Source organism: Streptomyces sp. NPDC086549, assembly GCF_044746205.1.
Lineage (GTDB): Bacteria > Actinomycetota > Actinomycetes > Streptomycetales > Streptomycetaceae > Streptomyces.
This window is the reverse complement of sequence record NZ_JBIVBS010000005.1, coordinates 69,124-89,346: the sequence shown is the minus strand read 5'-3', so window position 1 is coordinate 89,346 and position 20,223 is coordinate 69,124. Positions and strand designations below refer to the sequence as shown.

The window sequence follows — 20,223 nt, the reverse complement described above, 5'->3', positions numbered from 1 at the left end:
CGGCACAGGCTCCCGCCGCCCTTGGGCAGCCTCCCTCTCATCCACACCACCGTCCACCGCACGGCTCGGCGTCGCCGCGTCCCTCAGCGTCGCGGTCTGGCCGGACGGCCACGTGACGTCGGCGGTGGCGTCCGACACGGGCGTGTACTACTCCACCGGCCGGGAGCACGACCTGTCGTCGGCCGAAGCGTGGCACCGCCTGGACACGTCCTCGGGAGACGATGCGTGCGGTGTCGTCCTCGGCGTCACCGGAGCGGAGGGCGCGCTGGCCTGGTCCGCGTCGGACGGCCTCAGGGTCGTACGCCTCACCCGCGGCAGCCTGGACCAGCCTGGGCTCACCCGGCCGGGTCCCGTGCACCACCACCCCGTGGCCGTGCCGGCCTCGGCGGGTGCTCCGCTCGTCGCGCTGCTCACGGACGGTGCCCTCGACGTGCTGTGGAGCCCCGACCGCCACACGGTGCACCGGCTGAACGAACGGCCCGGTATCCCGGCCGGGCCCGCCGAGCCGAGGCCCGAACTGGCGCTGCGCGGTGAGCGCTTGGGCACCTTGGACATCGCCCTGGAGAGCCCCAAGACCGCCTGGCTGGTGGCGACCACCGAGCGCGGCGCGCTCCTGCTGGCCCGCTGGGACCTGCTGTACGACGTGCACGAGCCCTGGGCACGGCCGCGATGTCCGCTGCCGACGGTACGCCGTGCGGTGGTCGCCAACGTCCGCGGGATCCCCGTGGTCTTCGTCGCCGCGGGCGAGGGGCGGATTCTCGCCGCCGACGCCCGCGATGCCGCCGCGGACCGTGCGCAGTGGCACGTGGTCGAGGTTCCGGCCGGCTCACGCGGAACGGCCACGGATGTCATCGCGGCGGCCGACTGCGACGGCCGGGCGTGGCTTGCCGGGGCGGCACACGGCCGGCTGTGGTCGACACCCCTGGCACGTACGGGCCAGCGCATCGTGTGCGAGAGCGTCACCGAGGCGACCGTCGACTGACGACCGTCGGCAGTCGACTGACGACCGTCGGCAGTCGACTGACGACCGTCGACCGTCAACGGACGACCAACGGCTGCCGACCATCGACTGTCGACGGTCGGTTGTCGACGGTCGGTTGTCGACCGCCGAGGATCGACTGTCGACCGTCAGGTGACGATCCCGCCCGGAGTCACGTCACCGGCGCCTCCGCGGTCTGCTGCTCGAACTGGGTGCGGTGCAGTTCCGCGTACCGCCCGTCGGCGGTGAGGAGTTCCTCGTGTGTGCCCCGCTCGACGATCCGGCCGCCCTCGACGACCAGGATCAGGTCCGCCGCGCGGACCGTGGACAGCCGGTGGGCGATGACGACGGCGGTCCGGCCCTCCAGCGCCTCGGCCAGGGCCTCCTGGACGGCCGCCTCCGAGGTGTTGTCCAGGTGCGCGGTGGCCTCGTCCAGGATGACGACGCGCTGGCGGGCCAGCAGCAGGCGGGCGATGGTCATGCGCTGGCGCTCGCCTCCGGAGAGACGGTAGCCGCGTTCGCCGAGCACCGTGTCCAGGCCGTCGGGCAGGGACCGTACGACGTCGTCGAGGCGGGCGCGGCCCAGGGCGTCCCACAGTTCGTCGTCGGTCGCCGTGGGGCGGGCGAGGAGGAGGTTGGCCCGGACGGTGTCGTGGAAGAGGTGGCCGTCCTGGGTGACCATGCCGAGGGTGGCGCGCAAGGAGGCTGCGCTCACGTCGCGGACGTCGGCGCCGCCGAGCCGGACGGCGCCCCCGTCGACGTCGTACAGGCGCGGGAGCAGGGCGGCGATCGTCGACTTCCCGGCACCCGACGAGCCGACGAGGGCGACCGTCTGCCCGGGTTCGGCACGGAAGGAGACGCCGTGCAGGACCTCCGCGCCGCCGCGGCTGTCCAGGGTGGCGACCTCCTCCAGGGAGGCCAGGGAGACCTTGTCGGCGGACGGGTAGCCGAAGCGGACGTCCTCGAACTCCACGGTCACCGGCCCCTCGGGCACCTCGCCCGCGTCCGGCTTCTCCTCGATCAGCGGCTTCAGGTCGAGCACCTCAAAGACGCGTTCGAAGCTGACCAGCGCGCTCATCACCTCGACGCGGGCCCCGGCGAGCGAGGTGAGCGGGGCGTACAGCCGGGTCAGGAGCAGTGCCAGCGCCACGACGGCGCCCGGCTCCAGGGTCCCGCTCAGCGCGAACCAGCCGCCCAGGCCGTACACCAGGGCGAGGGCGAGGGAGGACACCAGGGTCAGCGCGGTCATGAACACCGTCTGGGCGGTCGCGGTGCGGATGCCGATGTCCCGGACGCGGGCGGCCCGGGCCGCGAACTCCACCGACTCCTCCTCCGGGCGGCCGAACAGCTTGACCAGAGTGGCGCCGGGCGCCGAGAAGCGCTCGGTCATGCGGGTGCCCATCGCCGCGTTGAGGGTCGCGGCCTCCCGCTGCATGCGGGCCATCCGGCTGCCCATCCGCCGGGCCGGGACGACGAAGACCGGGAGCAGCACGAGGGCGAGCAGGGTGATCTGCCAGGACAGGGTGAGCATGACGGCCAGGGTGAGCAGCAGCGTGACCACGTTGCTGACGACGCCCGAGAGCGTGTTGCTGAACGCCCGCTGCGCGCCGATCACGTCGTTGTTGAGACGACTGACCAGCGCTCCCGTACGGGTACGTGTGAAGAACGCGACCGGCATGCGCTGCACATGATCGAACACAGCTGTCCGGAGGTCGAGGATGAGTCCCTCCCCGAGCGTCGCCGAGAGCCGTCGGCCGAGGATGCCGAGCGCCGCCTCGGCGAGGGCGATCACGGCGATGATCAGGGCGAGACGTACGACCCTGCCCCGGTCGCCGTGCGTCACGATCGCGTCCACGACGCGGCCCGCGAGCACGGGGGTCGCGACGGCCAGCAGCGCGGTCACCACCCCGAGCAGCACGAACCAGACGATACGGCGGCGGTGCGGGCGGGCGAACGCGGCGATACGGCGCAGCGTCGCGCGGTCGAAGGGGCGGCGCTCCTGCTGCGCGGTCATCACGCTGTGCAGCTGCGTCCAGGCTGTGGTCTCCATGCTCATGGAAGAGAACGTACGACCTCAACCTTCGTTGAGGTCAATGCGCGACCGCTTCCGACCCGTAAGCCTCCGTCCCGGATTCCGCAACCTGCCGTTGGCGCGGCGCGGAAAACCTCTCCGAACGTGACAGCGGTACACCTCCCCGACCCCGGACCGGGACGGTTCGCCCGGCGCATGCCGGTGCGCCGGATCCTGTGTCTGCTGCCCGTTCTGCTCGTCGCCGTGGTCGCGGCGCAGCACTGGAGCGTGCTCACCGAGGGCTTCGGCCATCTTCGGCGGGCCGAGTGGCCGTGGCTGGTGGCCGCGGCCACCGCCACCTGCCTCACCTGGGTCGCCGCCGCTTTCACCCGGCAGGGCGCGGTCATGGAGCGACTGCCCCGGCGCCGGCTGCTCGCCACCCAGCTCGCGGCGGGCGCCGCGAATCACCTGCTGCCCACCGGGCTGGGTGCCGGTGCGGTCAACCTGCGGTTCATGACGGTGTGCGGGGTACCGCTTGCCCGGTCCTCGGCCGCGCTCGCGCTGTATCTGCTCGCGGAGGCCGTCAGCCGGGTGGGGATGCTGGCCGTGCTGCTCGTCATCTTCCCGGACGCGCTGGAGTTCGGTCCCCTCCTGCCCGGCGGCGCGGTCGGCCCGCTGCTGCTCGGCGCAGGCGCGGTCGCGGTCGTGGCGGCGGGTGTGCTGCTGCTCGTACGGCGGCTGCGCACGGCCGTGTTCTCGTTCCTGCGCACCGCGCTCGGCGAGGCACGCCTGGTGCACACCCGGCCGGCACGGGCGCTCGCCCTGTGGGGCGGCTCGCTGGCCTTCCCGGCGCTCCAGGCGGCCGGGCTGGTCCTGGTGGGTCTCGCCCTGGGGCTGCCTGTGCCGCCCGCGCACATGGCCGTCGCCTATCTCGCGGCGACGGTCGCCGTGGCTCTGGTGCCGACGCCGGGCGGGCTCGGCTCCGTCGAGGCGGCACTGGTCGTGGCGCTGGTGGCGGCGGGCGGCCCGGTGGCGGTGGCCACGGCGGTGGTCCTCGCGTACCGGATCATCACGGTCTGGGTGCCGCTGGTGCCGGGCGCCCTGACGCTGGGTGCGCTGGTGCGGATGAAGGTCATCTGACCCGGATGGCACAGTGTCCTTCCGAGCCGGCGCGCGGGACGCCCACGCGCCGGACGCCGACGCGCAGGAAGGAGATTCGCCCATGCCGGTCCGGCTGGAGCACCAGGGGCACGTCACCACGGTCGTCCTCTCCCGTCCCGAGGTCCGCAACGCGGTGGACGGCCCGACAGCGGCCGAACTGGCCTCCGCCTTCCGGGCGTTCGAGGCCGACGACAACGCCCGGGTGGCGGTGCTGTGGGGTGAGGGCGGCACGTTCTGCGCCGGAGCGGACCTGAAGGCGGCGGGCACGGACCAGGGCAACCGGGTGGCCGAGGACGGCGACGGCCCCATGGGCCCGACCCGGATGCGCCTGTCCAAGCCGGTGATCGCGGCAATCGCCGGCCATGCCGTGGCCGGCGGCCTGGAGCTCGCCCTGTGGTGCGACCTCAGGGTCGCGGAGGAGGACGCCGTGTTCGGCGTGTTCTGCCGCCGCTGGGGTGTCCCCCTCATCGACGGCGGCACGGTACGACTCCCCCGGCTGATCGGCACCAGCCGGGCGATGGACATGATCCTCACCGGCCGCCCGGTACCGGCCCGCGAGGCGTACGAGATCGGGCTGGCCAACCGGCTGGTCCCCCCGGGCCGGGCCCGCGAGGAGGCGGAGGAGCTGGCAGCGTCCGTCGCCCGGTTCCCGCAGGCCTGCCTGCGCGGCGACCGGGCGTCGGTCCTGGACCAGGACGGGCTGGACGAGACGGCGGCGATGCGCGGCGAACTGCGCTACGGGAAGGGCGTGTTGGCGGAGGGGCTGGAGGGCGCGGCCCGGTTCGCCGGGGGTGCGGGGCGGCACGGGACGTTCACGGAGCTGTGAGCGGACCGGCTCGCCGCCGGACTCGGGCACCGCGAGGAACGGGACAACCAGCCGGGCCGCGCCGGGTCGGTCACGGGCACCCCTCGGCCGCGAGCCGGTCCAGGACGGCGCGTCCCGCCCGCACCCCGTCGCGGGTCGCCTCACGCGCGCTCTCGCCCGAGCGCTGCACCCCACCGGCGGCGAAGACCCCCGGGCGTGAGGTGTGCGGGCCGGTGCCGAGGGTGAGGGCGGCGCGGCGGGCCAGTTCGTTCTCGGGCACGAAGTCGCCGGTGAAGACCACGGTGTCGCAGGCGAGGGTGGCCGTGCGGCCGTCGCGGTGGCGGATGCGGACCCCCGACAGACGGCCGTGACCGAGGAGTTCGGTGACTGTCGTGGCGGTGAGCAGCGGGATGCGGGAGTGGAGCCGGGCGGCCATGGCGCGGGCCGGGGCGGTCCGGGCGCGGGGCAGGTCCGTCAGCATGGCCACGACGCCGGCTCCGGCGGCGCGTACGGTCGCGGCCGCCGCGTACGAGACGTCCTCCGCGCCGACCACCACCGCGCGGGTGCCGATCCGCTGCCCGTACAGGTGCACCGCCTGCTGCAGCTCCCCCGTCGTGTACACCCCGGCCGGGCGGGTGCCGGGCACCAGGCGTGCCGGACGCGGACGTTCGCGGGCGCCGGTCGCCAGGACGACCGCCCGCGCGGCGACGGTCTCCCGGCCCTCGGGGCCGACCGTCGTCAATGACAGCGGGCCCGCCCAGTCCAGGGCGGTGACCCCGGTGCGGACCACCGCTCCCGCGCGTGCCGCGGCGTCGGTCAGCACACGGGCGTACGCCGGTCCGGTCAGCGGACGCGTCCAGGTGCCGAAACCGCCGTGCGCACAGTGGCGCGGTACTCCGCCCGCCAACTGTTCCCGGTCCAGCACCTCCACGCGGCCCGCCCCGGCGGTGGCGAGGAGGGCGGCGGCCGCGAGACCGGCGGGGCCGGCTCCGACGATCAGGACGTCCACCTGGCGTACGGCCGTCACGCGCGCGCCTCCTCGAACAGCGCCCGGACCGCCGCCCCGCAGGAGAAGCCCTGGCATCGGCCCGTCCGGGCCCGGGTGCGGCGGCGCAGTCCGTCGAGGCTGCGCGGCGGGATCGTACTGGCGAGCGCGTCGCGGATCTCGCCGCGGGTGACGCGTTCGCAGTGGCAGACGAGGGTGCCGTACTCCGGGTCGGCGGCGATCAGCTCGGGCCGCTGGTACGGGCGTGGGAACGCCTCGCCCAGGTTCGGCATGCGCACCGGCTCCAGTTCCCGGGCGGGGCCGAGGTCGAGTCCGGAGCCGGCCAGCAGCCCGGTGACGTGGGCGGCGATGGCGAGGGACGCCGTCAGGCCGGTGGAGCGGATGCCGCCGACGGTGACGTACGCGTGCTCGGGGTGGACGGAGATGCGGTAGTCGTCGTGTTCGGTGGCGGCCCGCAGTCCGGCGTAGACCGCGGTGACCTCCTCGTCGAGGAGGGCGGGCAGGATGCGGCAGCCCTTCTCGCGGAGCAGTGCCAGGCCTTCGGCGGTCGACTGCGTCGCCCGTCTGTCGTCCAGGTCCTCGGCCGTGGGGCCGAGCAGCACGTTGCCGTACACGGTGGGGGCGACCAGGACACCCTTGCCCAGGGCCGTGGGGACCGGCAGCAGGATGTGCCGGACCAGGTCACGGGCGAACGTGTCGAAGACGATGAGCTGGCCCCGGCGCGGGGTGACGGTGAAGGTGTGGTGGCCGAGCTCGCGGTCGAGCGTGTCGGCGTGCAGTCCGGCCGCGTTGACCAGGTGGCGGGTGCGCAGGGTGCCCCGCGAGGTCGTCAGCTCGTGCACCTCGTCGCGCCGGTTCACCTGGTCCACACGGCAGTCGAGGTGCAGGTCCACTCCGTGGCGGACCGCCTGGGTGGCGTACGCGAGGGTCGTCGTCCAGGGGCAGATGATGCTCTCGCCGGGCACGTGCAGGGCGCCGAGCGCGCCCGGTCCGAGCCGGGGCTCCAGCGCGTACAGCTCTTCGGGGTCCAGCGGCCGGGTGGCGTGGTGGTCGTTGCGTACGGCCTTCTCGGCGAGGCGGGGCAGCGCGGCCAGTTGTTCCTCGTCCCAGGCGACCAGCAGGGCGCCGACCGGCTCGACGGGGATGCCGGACTCGGCGGCGTAGGCGGCGAGGAGCCGGGAGCCCTCGCGGACCAGGCGTGCTTCGAGGGTGCCGGGGCGGGCGTCGAACCCGGTGTGCAGGATGGCGGTGTTGGCCTTCGAGGTGCCCTGGCCGACGTCGTCCTGGGCCTCGACGAGCGCGACCCTCAGGCCCGGGTGCCGGGCGAGTTCGCGGGCGATCGCACAGCCGACGACTCCGGCGCCGACGACCGTCACGTCGTACGGCGCCCGAGGCAGCGGTCCGTCGGCGGTGACCGTCATGCGGGCGTCCCGTCGAGCAGGGCGGCGACGGCGGCGCGGAAGGTGCCGAGGCGCTCGGCGGCCTCGGCGGCGCTCAGGCGCGGTTCGTACACGGCGGCGGGCTTCCGGTCCGGCAGCGCGTCGTGGACGGTGAGGACCGGATCGGCGCCGAGGCGGGCCAGGACGCCCACCCCGAGGGCGGTGGCGTCGGGCAGGGGGGACACCTCGACGGGGCGTTGCAGCAGGTCGGCCTGGGTCTGCATGAGCAGGGCCGAGCGGGTCAGGCCGCCGTCGACGCGCAGGACGTCGAGGGGGGTGCCGAGGTCCGTCGCGGCGGCCTCAGCCAGCTCGGCCACCTGGGCGGCGAGCCCCTCGCACAGGGCGCGCACCAGGTGCCCCGCGGTGGTGTCGAGGCCGAGGCCGGTGAGCGAGCCGCGCAGGTCGCCCCGCCACCAGGGGGCGGCGAGCCCGGCCAGTGCCGGTACGAAGGTGACGCCGCCGCTGTCGGGCACGGCGGCGCCGACGCGGTCCAGGTCGGCGGCGCCGGTGATGACGCCGAGGTCGCTGAGCCAGCGCACGGCGGAGGCGGCGGTGTACACCTGGCCGTCCAGGCAGTGGCTGGTGCGTCCGGCGAGCCGCCAGGCGACACAGCTGACCAGGCCGGAGGTGCCGCGTCGGGGGGTGTCGCCGGTGTGCGCGAGCAGGAACGCGCCGGTGCCGTAGGTGCACTTGGCGCCGCCGGGGGCGGTGACGCGCTGGGCGAGCAGGGCGGCCTGCTGGTCGACGACGAGCCCGGTGAGCGGAATCTCGGGGCCGAACTCCCTTGTCGTGCCCACCGGTTCGGCGTTGTCCACGACCTTCGGGAGGCGTTCGTCGCCGAGTCCGTAGAGGCCGAGGGCGCGGGGCGACCACTCGGCCCGGTCCAGGTCGAGGAGCTGGGTGCGGCCCGCGGTGGCCGCGTCGGTGACGTAAGCGCCGGTGAGCCGGTGCACCAGCCAGGCGTCGGTCGTGGTGACGACGCCCTCGCGGGTGAGGTGGCGGCGGATCCAGGCCATCTTGGGCGCGGCGAAGTAGGGGTCGAGCGGGAGTCCGGTGAGGTGCCGCAACTCCTCGGCGTGTTCGGCCAGTTCGGCGCAGACGCTCTCGGCGCGCCGGTCCTGCCAGACGAGCGCGTCGGTCAGTGGGCGGCCCGTGTCCGGGTCCCAGGCGAGGACGGTCTCACCCTGGTTGGCCAGCCCCAGCGCCACCACCGGTTCGCCCGCCTCGGCCAGCGCCCGGCGCCCGGCGGCGAGCACCGACTCGTACAGCTCGGCCGGGTCGGTCTCGACCAGGCCGCCGGGCAGGTACCGGGGCCGTACGGCGGCGAACCCGGTGCCGATGACGCCCCGTTCGGGACAGATCACCAGGGCCTTGGTGCCGGACGTGCCCTGGTCGACGGCGAGCACCGCGCTTGTCATCGGGCACCTCTCCTGGGCGATCAGTGCGCGACAGCCTGCCGCCCGCCGGCGCACCCCGTCAAGCAGAGCTGACTGACAGTCAACTTATTTCGAATTAAAGGAAGTTCGCTTCTGTTGGAAACGGTGCGTGATGGCATGGCCACGCCCCTATAGTGACGGCCGACCGAACACCGTGTCCGCGACCACCGCCCTGAGGAGGGCTGTTGTTACTCCACCCCGCCGCCGTGTCCCGCCCGTACCGCGGAACCGGCGGCTGATGGCCAGAGCGCGAGCACATCCCGTCTTCGACCCCGCCGGTCACGACGACGCCCTGCGCACGGTCCTGCAGGATCTGCGCACCGGCCGTTGGATGGCGATGCGTGCCCTGCTGGCGGACACGACGGCCTGGTGGCAGTGGACGCGGCGCACCCAGGTCCTGGCGGCCGCGGCGGCCGGTACGGACGTGGTGCGGGCCTGGCTCGCGGAGGAACCGTCCAGCGTCCCGGCCACGGTGATGTACGCGCGCGTGGCCGTGGAACGGGCACTGCGGGCGCACCGGGACGGCCACCGCCGTACCCACGAGCTGTGGGTGGAGGCCTGGGACGCGAGCGACACCGCCACCCGGACCGCACCGTTCGACCCGGTGCCCTGGGTGTGCCTGATCGCCCTCGCCCAGATCGACCGGGAGCAGAGCTGGGCCGAACACCGGGCGGCGGCGCCCGAGCCCGCGCTGCCGCCCGGCCCGTGGGGTCTGCTCGCCGAGGCCGGCAAACGGGACCCGCACAATCGCGAGGCCCACCACCGGATGCTGCAGTTCCTGTACACCCGGTCGGCGTCGGGACGGCTGACGGAGGCCGCCGTCTACGCGCACCGGGCGGCCGGGGCGGCCCCGCTGGGCTCCGCGCTGCACGCCCTGCCGCTGTACGTACGGGCCGAGCGCTACCGCCGCGGCGCCGGCCGCGACGTCGCCCTGGACCTGTACTGGGTGTCGGAGGACGCCACCCGGGAGGCGCGGCACGCGCTGCACGCCTGGTTCGACCACTCCCCCGCCGCCGAGCACTCCCCGCTCGACCTCAACCACCTCGCCCACGCCCTGTGGGGCGCCCTCCGGTTCCCCGACGCGGCCCGGGTGTTCGACGCACTCGGCCCGTACTGCACGCCCGCTCCATGGTCGTACCGCACACCCGATCCGAACCGGGCCCCGGAGGTGTTCCTCCAGGCCCGCGCCCGCAGTCACGCGGGCGTGGACGGTCCCGGTACCAGCACCTGACTCCCCCTCGGAGGTCTCCGCATGTCCCGCACCTCTGAACCATCCGCGCCATCCGCACCGTCCGGTCCCCCGCACGACGAGGAACAGCGCCTGCGCGAACTGGGCTACCGGCCCGTGCTGGCCCGCCGTATGGGCGGGTTCGGCAACTTCGCGATCAGCTTCTCGGTGATCTCGGTCCTGTCGGGCTGCATGACCCTGTACGGCTTCGGCATGGGCGCGGGCGGACCCGCGGTCATGCTGTGGGGCTGGGCGGGCGTCGGTCTGTTCGTGCTGTGCGTCGGGCTCGCGCTGGCCGAGGTCACCAGCGCCTACCCGACGTCCGGCGCCCTCTACTACATGGCCGACCGGCTCGGCGGCCGCCGCTGGGGCTGGTACACCGGGTGGCTGAACCTGCTCGGTCTGCTCGGCGCGATCGCGGGCATCGACTACGGCGCCGCCCTGTTCACCGGGGCGTTCGCCAACCTCCGGTGGGGCTTCGAGCCGACACCGGGGAAGACGATGCTGATCTTCGTCGCGATCCTGATGCTGCACGCCGTGCTCAACCTGTTCGGTGTCCGTCTGGTCAGCCTGCTCAACTCGGTCAGCGTGTGGTGGCACCTGGGCGGAGTGGCGCTGATCGTCGGCGCGCTGGCGATCGTCCCCGACCACCACCAGTCGGCGTCCTTCGTCTTCACCCGGTTCGTGAACGAGACCGGCTGGTCGAACCCGGTGTACGTGGCGGCGATCGGTCTGCTGCTCGCGCAGTACACCTTCTCCGGCTACGACGCCTCGGCGCACCTGTCGGAGGAGACCTCCAACGCCTCGGTGTCGGCGGCGCGCGGCATCGTTCGGTCCATCTGGGTCTCGTGGATCGCCGGCTTCGCGCTGCTCGCGGGCCTCACCTTCGCGATCCAGGACTACGGCGCCACCCGGGGCAGCGCGACGGGGGTGCCGCCCGCGCAGATCCTGCTCGACGGGCTGGGCACCGACGGGGCGTGCGCGCTGCTGCTGGTCGTGATCGTCGCCCAGCTGTTCTGCGGGAACGCCGAGGTGGCCGCGGCCAGTCGCATGGTGTTCGCGTTCAGCCGGGACAAGGCGCTGCCCGGCTCGGCTCTCTGGCGCCGGGTCAGCGGCCGTACGCAGACACCGGTCGCGGCCGTCTGGCTGTCGGTGACGGTCGCCTGCGTTCTCGCCCTGCCGTCCCTGTACTCGGCGACGGCGTACGGCGCGGTCACCGCCATCAACGTCATCGGCATCACCCCCGCGTACGCCATCCCCGTCTACCTGCGGCTGCGCGCGGGCGACCGGTTCCGGCCCGGCCCGTGGACCCTGGGCCGGTGGAGCAGACCGATCGGCTGGATCGCGGTCGTCTGGGTGGCGGTCGTCACGGTGCTGTTCTGCCTGCCTCAGTCGTCGCCGGTGACGGTCGACTCGATGAACTACGCGTCCGTCGCGCTGGCCGTCGTACTCGTCCTCGCCAGTGTGTGGTGGTACGTCGCCCGCCGTTCGTACGGAACTCCCACCACCGCCGCTTACGGAACCGACCGTGAACAGGCCGAACTGGCCGAGGGGATCGTCTGAGGAGTCCGCTCGCGGGGCCGGTCCGGGTACGAACTCCTGTACCGGATACGGCAGGATGAGCGGTCGTGCCGGCCGTCGACGCCGTACGGACCGGTGCGATCGCACATCCCGGAAACGAGCAGGTGACAACGTGACGAGACTTCACATCCGGCCGTCGGCGGCCCGGTCCGCCGCAGCTTCCCGACCCGGAGGTGACCAGTGAACCGCGCGCTGACCCTGGATGACCTGATCCTCGCGGGAATCGCCCTAGCGGCGGGCCTGTTGGGGGCGTTCATGTCGCGCACGCTGCTGCGCTGGCTGGCCAAGCACGCCAAGCGCACGCGCTGGAGCGGCGACGACGTCATGGTGGACGCCCTGCGGACCGTGGTGCCCTGGGCGGCGATCGCGGGCGGCGCGTCCGCGGCCGCCGCGGTGCTGCCGCTGACCCGGACGGTCCAGCACCACACCAACCAGAGCCTCCAGGTGCTGCTCATCTTCGCCGTGACCGTGTCGGCGGCGCGGGTGATCGCCGGTCTGGTGCAGACGGTCACCCAGTCCCGCTCCGGCGTCGCCGGCTCGGCCACGATCTTCGTGAACATCACCCGGATACTGGTCCTGGCCATCGGTTTCCTCGTGGTGCTGCAGACGCTGGGCATCTCCATAGCGCCCCTGCTCACCGCCCTGGGCGTGGGCGGTCTGGCGGTCGCCCTGGCCCTCCAGGACACCCTCGCCAACCTCTTCGCGGGCATCCACATCCTCGCCTCCAAGACCGTCCAGCCGGGCGACTACATCCGGCTCACCAGCGGCGAGGAGGGGTATGTGGTGGACATCAACTGGCGCCAGACGACGGTCCGTCAGCTGTCCAACAACCTGGTGGTCATCCCCAACGGCCAGCTCGCGAAGACGAACATGACCAACTACACGCGTCCCGAGCAGCAGCTGACCGTCCTGGTGCAGGTGGGCGTGAGCTACGACAGCGATCTGGACCACGTCGAGCGCGTGACGACCGAGGTCATCGCCGAGACCATGACCGAGATCACCGGCGCCCTCCCGGACCACGAGCCCGCGATCCGCTTCCACACCTTCGGCGACTCCCGGATCGGCTTCACGGTGATCCTCGGCGTCGGCGAGTTCAGCGACCAGTACCGGGTCAAGCACGAGTTCATCAAGCGCCTGCACCGCCGCTACCGCGAGGAGGGCATCCGCATCCCGGCCCCCACGCGGACGGTGGCACTGCAGCAGGGGACGGTGGTGATCCCGCAGCAGCGCAGCACGGACGATCTTCCGTCGGGTCCCGTCGTCGTCGACTAGTCGACCGGAGGTGTCCGGCCGGGCCGACACTCACCCCGACGGCCCCCCGAGCAACCGGCGTCGGCCACCCGGCCCCTCGGCAGGGTGGACCCCCGGCCGGCCGACGCCACCCGCGCGGCCTCTCGGACAGCCCGACGCCCGACTCGGCGGGCACCGGACAACCGGCATCGGACCACCAGGCGCTCTACCGGCCGGCGCCGGACAACCGGTCTCGGTGAGTCGGACGACCGGCCCGCCGACCCCCGACAACCGGCGTCGGCCACCCGGCCCCTCGGCCTGCCGACGCCTCGCAACCGGACGCTCGGCCGATCGGAGGCTCGGCCGGCCGAGGGAGGACGGCCTCACGCCCGGAGAGCCCGACGCCCGGCCGATCGGGCGCGGACGACCGTATGCTCGAAGGAGCACGACGTCTTCCCCGGAGTCCGCGATGCCCGAGCCGACGGCCCGCCTCGACCAGCGGCTGGACACGATCGCGCGGCACCCGTTCCGTGCGAAGTTCCATCTGCGGGGACGGGACCTGGCCACCGCCGAGCTGACGGGGCCGGCCACGCTGCGCCGGCACACCTACGACCTGATCGCCAAGCGGCTGGCGCCGGCCGAGCCGTACAAGGACGGCCGGCAGACGCCGTACCGGGGCCACCCGGTCTTCGTCGCGCAGCACGCCACCGCCACGTGCTGCCGCAGCTGTCTCCAGCGCTGGCACCGGATCCCGAAGGGACGGCAGCTCACCCGCGCGGAGCGCGCGTACGTGGTGGACGTGATCTGCCGCTGGATCGAGCGCGAGGTGGCGGCCGGAGAAGCCCCCGCCCGCCACCTGTGACAGCCCTCGGTGTCAGAGCGTGGCCGAGTTGTCGTGGTAGTGGCCGCCGCGCAGGCTGTGCGGTGCCGCGAGGGACGAGGCCACCGGGTTGACCGTCCAGTCCGGGTGGCCGGGCATGCGCGGGGTCGTCGTGCCGTACAGCCAGTCACTCAGGAAGCCGGACTGGTCCTGGCCGGTGACCTCCGAGGCGACGGCGATGTAGTCCTGCGTCGTCGCCGAGGCGTTGCGGAAGCGGTCCAGGAAGGCGCGCTCCACGGCGTGGAAGGCTTCCTCTCCGACCAGTTGGCGGAACGCGTACAGGACCAGCACGCCGCCCAGGTAGCGCTGGCTGTCGAAGAGGTTCACCGCGTTGGGGGCGGCGACCGGACCCGAGTCGTGGCGCCACTGGTCGCCGCGGGCGTAGGTGTTCTGCATCCGGGCTTCCATCGTGGTCAGGCCCAGGGAGTCGGCCCAGCCGCGCTCGTAGCGGTACAGCAGACCGTAGAAGTCGGCGTGGCCCTCGTTCAGCCACAGGTCGGCCCAGGTGGCGGGGCTGACCATGTTGCCGAAGTAGGAGTGCACCAGCTCGTGCATCATGTGCGAGCCGATCTTCTTCTCCTCCTGGAGCAGGAAGTTCGGCTTGTACAGGGTGAGGGTCTGGGTCTCCAGGCCCGTGAAGTCGAAGGCCTTCGGGTCGTCGGAGTTGCACGGCAGCAGTCCGTACGTCTCGAACGGGAAGGCGCCCAGGCGCGCCTCCAGCCACTCCACCAGGCCGGGGGTCAGGGAGAGCGCCGGTTCCAGGGCGGTGGCCCGTGCCGTGGGGACGACGTCGCGCAGCGGCAGTCCGTGCGGGCCCTGCCGGTCCTTGACCACGTAGTCGCCGACGGTGATCTGGACGAGCTCGGTGGCCATCGGGGAACGGGACCGGTACGTGTAGGCGGTCCGGTCGCCGTCCAGGGCCTCGGTGCAGGTGAGGAGGCCGTTTGCGACACCGCGCAGCCCGTTCGGGACGGTGATGCGGAAGCCGAAGTCGGCCTTGTGCGACGGGTGGTCGTTGCACGGGAAGACGGTGTGCGCGGAGTTCGGCTGCGGGCAGACCGCGAAGCCGTCCGGGGTCGGCACCCAGGCGGTGTGCGCGAGGCTGCGGCTCGGGTCGGCGGAGTACTCGACGCAGACGGTGGCCCGGCACCCCTCCGGGAGCTCCCGGTCGGGCGTGACGCGCAGCTTCTCGTCCGCCTGCTCGAAGGTGGCGGGACGGTCGTCGACGCGTATGGAGCGTATGTCCAGGCCGAGCGCGTCGAGGGAGAAGCGGGTCAGGGACTGCGTGGCGCGGATCCGCAGGGTCGCGGTGCCGGAGACCAGCCTGGTCGTGGCGTCGTACGCGAGGTCGAGGTGGTAGGACGAGACGCGGTAGCCGTCGTTCCCGAGGGCCGGGAAGACGGGGTCGTTCAGGGTCTCCGGGCCCGGGGTCCCCGTGTCGTCGTCGCCGGTGCCGGGCCGGGCGTGGGCCGTGGTGCCCACGGTCAGTGCCGTCGCCGTACCGAACAGGACGGCAGCCGGGGCCGTCACTCTGGTGCGATATCTCATGGTCCGCTTTCGCTCGGGCGGCCGGGTGGTCGGTCCGGCCGTCGGTGAAGAGGGCGATCGTCTTGTCATGACCACACTTCTCGCCGATCCGGTTGCACGGGCCGGCGACTTTCCGAGTCACGGACCCCTGTCGAGCCGGGGACGGTCACGAGATATCTTGATGTCGAGCAATGTTGCAGACGTGGAGCGGAGCACCCGGTGACTGACTCGACCATCATCTACACCTACACAGACGAGGCCCCGGCCCTCGCGACGCACTCGTTCCTGCCGGTGATCCAGGCGTACGCCTCGCAGGCCGGTGTCGCCGTGGAGACCCGCGACATCTCGCTGGCGGGACGCATCATCGCCGTCTTCCCGGAGTACCTGAACGAGGACCAGCGCATCGCCGATGCCCTGTCCGAGCTGGGCGAGCTGGCCAAGACGCCCGAGGCCAACATCGTCAAGCTGCCGAACGTCTCGGCGTCCATCCCGCAGCTCAGGGCCGCCGTCGCCGAGCTCCAGGGCAAGGGCTACGCCCTGCCGGACTACCCGGACGACCCCAAGACGGACGAGGAGCGCGAGATCCGCGCCCGCTACGACAAGATCAAGGGTTCCGCCGTGAACCCGGTCCTGCGTGAGGGCAACTCCGACCGCCGCGCCCCCGCCTCGGTCAAGAACTACGCCAAGACCCACCCGCACCGCATGGGCGCCTGGACGCCGGAGTCGAAGACCAACGTCGCGACCATGGACGTCGACGACTTCCGCTCCACCGAGAAGTCCGTGGTCATCTCCCAGGCCGGTTCGCTGCGCATCGAGCTCAAGGGCGACGACGGCTCCACCACCGTCCTGCGCGAGTCCGTACCCGTCCTCGAGGGCGAGGTCGTCGACGCCTCCGTGATGCGTGTCGCCGCCCTGCGTGAGTTCCTCACGGCGCAGGTCGCCCGTGCCAAGGAGGAGGGCGTCCTCTTCTCCGTGCACCTGAAGGCCACGATGATGAAGGTCTCCGACCCGATCGTCTTCGGTCACGTGGTGCGCGCCTTCTTCCCGAAGACGTTCGCGCAGTACGGCGAGACGTTCGCCGCGGCCGGTCTGACCCCGAACGACGGTCTGGGCGGCATCTTCAAGGGCATCGAGGCCCTGCCCGAGGGCGCCGAGATCAAGGCCTCCTTCGAGGCCGAGCTCGCCGAGGGCCCCGCCCTGGCGATGGTCGACTCCGACAAGGGCATCACCAACCTGCACGTGCCGTCGGACGTCATCGTCGACGCCTCGATGCCGGCCATGATCCGCACCTCCGGCCACATGTGGGGCCCGGACGGCCAGGAGGCCGACACCCTCGCGGTGCTGCCCGACTCGTCCTACTCCGGCGTCTACCAGGCCGTGATCGAGGACTGCCGCGCCCACGGCGCCTACGACCCGTCGACCATGGGCTCCGTCCCGAACGTCGGCCTCATGGCGCAGAAGGCCGAGGAGTACGGCAGCCACGACAAGACCTTCGAGATCCCGGTCACCGGCACGGTCCGTCTGGTCGACGAGGCCGGCGACGTGGTTCTGGAGCAGACGGTCTCGGCCGGCGACATCTTCCGCGCCTGCCAGACCAAGGACGCGCCGATCAAGGACTGGGTGAAGCTCGCGGTCACCCGCGCCCGCGCCACCGGCGACCCGGCCGTGTTCTGGCTGGACGAGACCCGCGCCCACGACGCCAACCTGATCGCCAAGGTCAACGAGTACCTGCAGGAGCACGACACCGAGGGCCTGGACATCCGCGTCCTGTCCCCGGTCGAGGCCACCAAGCTGTCCGTGGAGCGCATCCGCCGCGGCGAGAACACCATCTCGGTCACCGGCAACGTCCTGCGTGACTACCTGACCGACCTCTTCCCCATCCTGGAGCTGGGCACCAGCGCCAAGATGCTCTCGGTCGTCCCGCTGATGGCGGGCGGCGGCCTGTTCGAGACGGGTGCCGGCGGTTCCGCGCCGAAGCACGTCCAGCAGCTGGTCAAGGAGGACTACCTGCGCTGGGACTCCCTGGGTGAGTTCTTCGCCCTGGTGCCGTCCTTCGAGCAGTACGCGAAGACCACCGGCAACGCCCGCGCCCAGGTCCTCGCCGACACCCTCGACCGCGCCACGGCGACCTTCCTCAACGAGGACAAGTCCCCGACCCGTCGCGTCGGCGGCATCGACAACCGCGGCAGCCACTTCTACCTGTCCCTGTACTGGGCGCAGGAGCTGGCGCAGCAGACCGACGACGCGGACCTCGCCAAGGCGTTCGCGGCGTTCGCCGAGACCCTCGCGGCCAACGAGCAGAAGATCGTCGACGAGCTGATCGCGGTTCAGGGCAAGCCGGCCGACATCGGCGGCTACTACCAGCCCGAGAAGGCCAAGGCGGACGCGGTCATGCGCCCGTCGGCCACCTGGAACGAGACGCTCGCGTCCCTGAGCTGACGCCAGATGCCCGCGGCGCGTGAGCCGTCGCGGTGAGCGAACCTCCGCCCCGGTCGGTACCCCCGGCCGGGGCGGAGGCGTGTTCCAAGGGAACCGGGGCCCTTTCGGCGTGTGGCTCCCGGCCACGTGCTCGTCGCTCGATGTGGCACCTTCGATCATGCAACACGCCGCCGACAACGCCCCGGGAGCAGCCCATGACCCCTGCCGCACCGTCCTTCGAGCTCCTGCCCGGCGCCGACGACTCACCGGTGATCCTTCATGTGCCGCACTCCGCACGGGAGATACCGTCCGCGGTGCGCGAGGGGATCGTGCTGGACGACGCGGCGCTGGAACGGGAGCTCGACCACATCGTCGACGCGCACACGGCCCGGATCGCGGAAGCCGCGGCGCAAGCGGCGGGCGTGACCCCCTGGCGGTTCGTGAACCGGCTGTCACGGCTGGTCGTCGACCCGGAGCGGTTCCCGGACGAGCGGGAGGAAATGCTCTCCGTCGGGATGGGGGCCGTCTACACCCGCACCACGCACCGCGCTCCCCTGCGCCCCGCGGACACCGACCCGGTGCCGCTGATCGAGCGTTACTTCCGGCCGTACGCGCGGGCGATGACCGAGGCGGTGCGCGACCGGCTCGCCGCCACCGGGCGGGCCGTGGTGATCGACGTCCACTCCTACCCGGCCTCGCGGCTGCCCTACGAGCTGCACGGCGACGGCCCGCGGCCGGCGGTCTGCCTGGGCACCGACGCCTTCCACACACCGGCCGGGCTGGCGGAGCTGGCCCGCGAGGCGTTCGCCGGCTGCGGGCGGACGGAACTCGACAGCCCCTTCAGCGGGGCGTATGTGCCCCTGGAGTTCTACGGGAAGGACCCCCGGGTCGGCGCGCTGATGGTGGAGATCCGCCGGGACACGTACATGACCGAGCCCGGCGGGCCGGCCGGGCCCGGGCTGTCCCGTCTCGCGTCGGCGCTGGCGTCCCTGGTCGACGGCGTCGGCCGCTGACGTCCGGCTGGAGCACCTCCGCAGGACAGGGGACGGCCTCCGTACCAGGGTGGAGGCCATGACCGAGGAGACAGGCACGCTCACCGGCCGGGCGTCGCTGCCCGTGCGGGACTGGCCCGCCCTCGACCTGGAGGGGACGGAGTTCGACCCGGTCCTCGCGGACCTCATGCGCGAGGGTCCGCTGACCCGTATCCGTCTTCCGTTCGGCGACGGCTGGGCATGGCTGGCCACCCGCTACGAGGACGTCAGGGTGATCACCAGCGATCCTCGGTTCAGCCGCGCGGAGGTCACCCGGCGCCGGGTGACGCGGCTGGCGCCGCACTTCGGTCCGCGTCCGGGTTCGCTGGCGTTCGCCGACCAGCCCGACCACAACCGGCTGCGCAAGCCGGTCGCCGGGGTGTTCACCATGGCGGCGATGAAGCGGCTGCGGCCCCGTGCGCAGGAGATCCTCGACGGGATGATGGACCGGGTCGTACGGGACGGGCCGCCCGCCGATCTGATCGAGCGGGTGCTGGAGCCGTTCCCGATCGCCGTGGTCAGCGAGGTCATGGGCGTGCCCGCCGGGGACCGCGAGCGGGTGCACGCCTGGACGCGGCAGATCATATGCACCTCCGGCGGGGCCGAGGCCGCCGACCGGGCGAAGGACGGCCTGTACGGGTGGATCGCCGGGACGATCCGGAGCCGTGCCGACAGCACCGACGACTGCGTGTACTCCCTGCTCGGGGCCGCGGTGGCCCGGGGCGGGATCAGCGAGGAGGAGGCGGTCGGCCTGGCCGGGCCGCTGCAGATCGGCGGCGAGGCCGTCACCCACAACTGCGGCCAGATGCTCTTCCTGATGCTCACCCGGCCCGAGCTGCGGGACCGGGTGCGGGCGCGTCCCGAGGCGCGCGGCACCGTCCTCGACGAACTGCTGCGCTACATTCCGCACCGCAGCACCGTCGGCCTGGCCCGCATCGCCTTGGAGGACGTCGAACTGCACGGCGTGCGCATCGCGGCGGGAGAGCCGGTCTACGTCTCCTATCTGGCCGCCAACCGCGATCCGGCGGTCTTCCCCGACCCGGACCGCATCGACCCCGACCGTGACCCGAATCCGCACCTCGCCTTCGGCAACGGCCCCCACCACTGCACCGGTGCCGTCCTCGGCCGGCTGCTCACCGAGCTGCTGGTCGACACGGTCCTGGCCCGGCTGCCGGGCCTGCGCTTGGCAGTCCCGCCCGACGAGGTGCCCTGGCGCCGCAAGACCATGATCCGCGGCCCGCAGACCCTGCCCGTCACCTGGTGACACCCGCACACCCCACAGCCCCGCCCCCCGACCGGGACCTGAACAGCCGCGGACACCCGGCACGACACCCGGCACGACACCCGGCACGACACCCGGCACGACACCCGGCACGACACCCGGCACGACACCCGGCACGACACCCGGCACGACACCCGGCCTGCGGGCCGTGCCCGCGGCCGGAACTGAGGCCGGAACTGAGGCCGGAACTGAGGCCGGAACTGAGGCCG

The 20,223-nt window shown here is 72.8% G+C and carries 14 protein-coding genes and 1 pseudogene; 10 read left to right on the top strand and 5 right to left on the bottom strand.

The window, feature by feature from the left end; all coding sequences use genetic code 11:
* Positions 1 to 112: 112 nt before the first annotated feature.
* Positions 113 to 982 (top strand): hypothetical protein, encoded by an 870-nt coding sequence (locus tag ACIPSA_RS18355; protein WP_402635665.1) that lies wholly within the window; start codon positions 113 to 115, stop codon positions 980 to 982.
* A gap of 169 nt (positions 983 to 1,151) precedes the next feature.
* On the opposite strand, the gene ACIPSA_RS18350 is transcribed toward ACIPSA_RS18355, so the two are convergent.
* Positions 1,152 to 3,029 carry an ABC transporter ATP-binding protein gene (locus ACIPSA_RS18350; protein WP_402636669.1) on the bottom strand — a complete coding sequence of 626 codons (1,878 nt, stop codon included), beginning with the start codon at positions 3,027 to 3,029 and terminating at the stop codon, positions 1,152 to 1,154.
* A 177-nt stretch (positions 3,030 to 3,206) separates the two neighbouring features.
* Here ACIPSA_RS18350 and ACIPSA_RS18345 point away from each other — a divergent pair, with 177 nt between their 5' ends.
* A complete protein-coding gene (locus ACIPSA_RS18345; RefSeq protein ID WP_402636666.1) occupies positions 3,207 to 4,130 on the top strand; it encodes a YbhN family protein in 924 nt (307 codons plus the stop codon).
* 82 nt (positions 4,131 to 4,212) lie between these two features.
* Complete coding sequence (locus ACIPSA_RS18340; RefSeq protein WP_402635663.1) at positions 4,213 to 4,977, top strand: crotonase/enoyl-CoA hydratase family protein; 765 nt, start codon at positions 4,213 to 4,215, stop codon at positions 4,975 to 4,977.
* Positions 4,978 to 5,065: 88 nt separating this feature from the next.
* On the opposite strand, the pseudogene ACIPSA_RS18335 reads toward ACIPSA_RS18340, so the two are convergent.
* From ACIPSA_RS18335 to ACIPSA_RS18325, 3 genes and pseudogenes are all read right to left on the bottom strand, one after another.
* Positions 5,066 to 5,983: pseudogene (locus ACIPSA_RS18335) on the bottom strand (FAD-dependent oxidoreductase); the annotation flags it as partial.
* Entirely contained in the window at positions 5,980 to 7,383 is a 1,404-nt protein-coding gene (locus tag ACIPSA_RS18330; RefSeq protein ID WP_402635661.1) for an FAD-dependent oxidoreductase, read from the bottom strand. The pseudogene ACIPSA_RS18335 and the gene ACIPSA_RS18330, both read right to left, overlap by 4 nt.
* Complete coding sequence (locus ACIPSA_RS18325; RefSeq protein WP_402635659.1) at positions 7,380 to 8,819, bottom strand: FGGY family carbohydrate kinase; 1,440 nt, start codon at positions 8,817 to 8,819, stop codon at positions 7,380 to 7,382. Before ACIPSA_RS18325 ends, ACIPSA_RS18330 begins: the two co-directional genes overlap by 4 nt.
* 256 nt (positions 8,820 to 9,075) lie before the next feature.
* Between ACIPSA_RS18325 and ACIPSA_RS18320 the strand changes: the two genes are divergently transcribed.
* The 4 genes from ACIPSA_RS18320 to ACIPSA_RS18305 all read left to right on the top strand — a co-directional run bounded on the left by ACIPSA_RS18320 (position 9,076) and on the right by ACIPSA_RS18305 (position 13,738).
* On the top strand, positions 9,076 to 10,068 hold the full coding sequence (locus ACIPSA_RS18320) for a hypothetical protein (RefSeq protein ID WP_402635657.1): 993 nt from the start codon (positions 9,076 to 9,078) through the stop codon (positions 10,066 to 10,068).
* A 21-nt stretch (positions 10,069 to 10,089) separates the two neighbouring features.
* The gene (locus ACIPSA_RS18315; protein WP_402635655.1) at positions 10,090 to 11,628 is read left to right on the top strand and encodes an amino acid permease; all 1,539 of its coding nucleotides are present in this window, start codon (positions 10,090 to 10,092) and stop codon (positions 11,626 to 11,628) included.
* Between the two features lie 198 nt (positions 11,629 to 11,826).
* Positions 11,827 to 12,918 carry a mechanosensitive ion channel family protein gene (locus tag ACIPSA_RS18310; protein WP_402635653.1) on the top strand — a complete coding sequence of 364 codons (1,092 nt, stop codon included), beginning with the start codon at positions 11,827 to 11,829 and terminating at the stop codon, positions 12,916 to 12,918.
* Between the two features lie 427 nt (positions 12,919 to 13,345).
* Entirely contained in the window at positions 13,346 to 13,738 is a 393-nt protein-coding gene (locus ACIPSA_RS18305; RefSeq protein ID WP_402635651.1) for a DUF4186 domain-containing protein, read from the top strand.
* Between the two features lie 12 nt (positions 13,739 to 13,750).
* Here the strand turns inward: ACIPSA_RS18305 and ACIPSA_RS18300 are convergent, their stop codons facing one another.
* Positions 13,751 to 15,286 (bottom strand): M1 family metallopeptidase, encoded by a 1,536-nt coding sequence (locus ACIPSA_RS18300; protein ID WP_402635650.1) that lies wholly within the window; start codon positions 15,284 to 15,286, stop codon positions 13,751 to 13,753.
* Positions 15,287 to 15,502: 216 nt separating this feature from the next.
* Here ACIPSA_RS18300 and ACIPSA_RS18295 point away from each other — a divergent pair, with 216 nt between their 5' ends.
* The 3 genes from ACIPSA_RS18295 to ACIPSA_RS18285 all read left to right on the top strand — a co-directional run bounded on the left by ACIPSA_RS18295 (position 15,503) and on the right by ACIPSA_RS18285 (position 19,996).
* Positions 15,503 to 17,722 (top strand): NADP-dependent isocitrate dehydrogenase, encoded by a 2,220-nt coding sequence (locus tag ACIPSA_RS18295; RefSeq protein WP_402635648.1) that lies wholly within the window; start codon positions 15,503 to 15,505, stop codon positions 17,720 to 17,722.
* Positions 17,723 to 17,916: 194 nt separating this feature from the next.
* Positions 17,917 to 18,714, top strand: coding sequence for an N-formylglutamate amidohydrolase (locus tag ACIPSA_RS18290; RefSeq protein ID WP_402635646.1), 798 nt, complete (start codon positions 17,917 to 17,919; stop codon positions 18,712 to 18,714).
* A 58-nt stretch (positions 18,715 to 18,772) separates the two neighbouring features.
* A complete protein-coding gene (locus tag ACIPSA_RS18285; RefSeq protein WP_402635644.1) occupies positions 18,773 to 19,996 on the top strand; it encodes a cytochrome P450 in 1,224 nt (407 codons plus the stop codon).
* Positions 19,997 to 20,223: the final 227 nt, after the last annotated feature.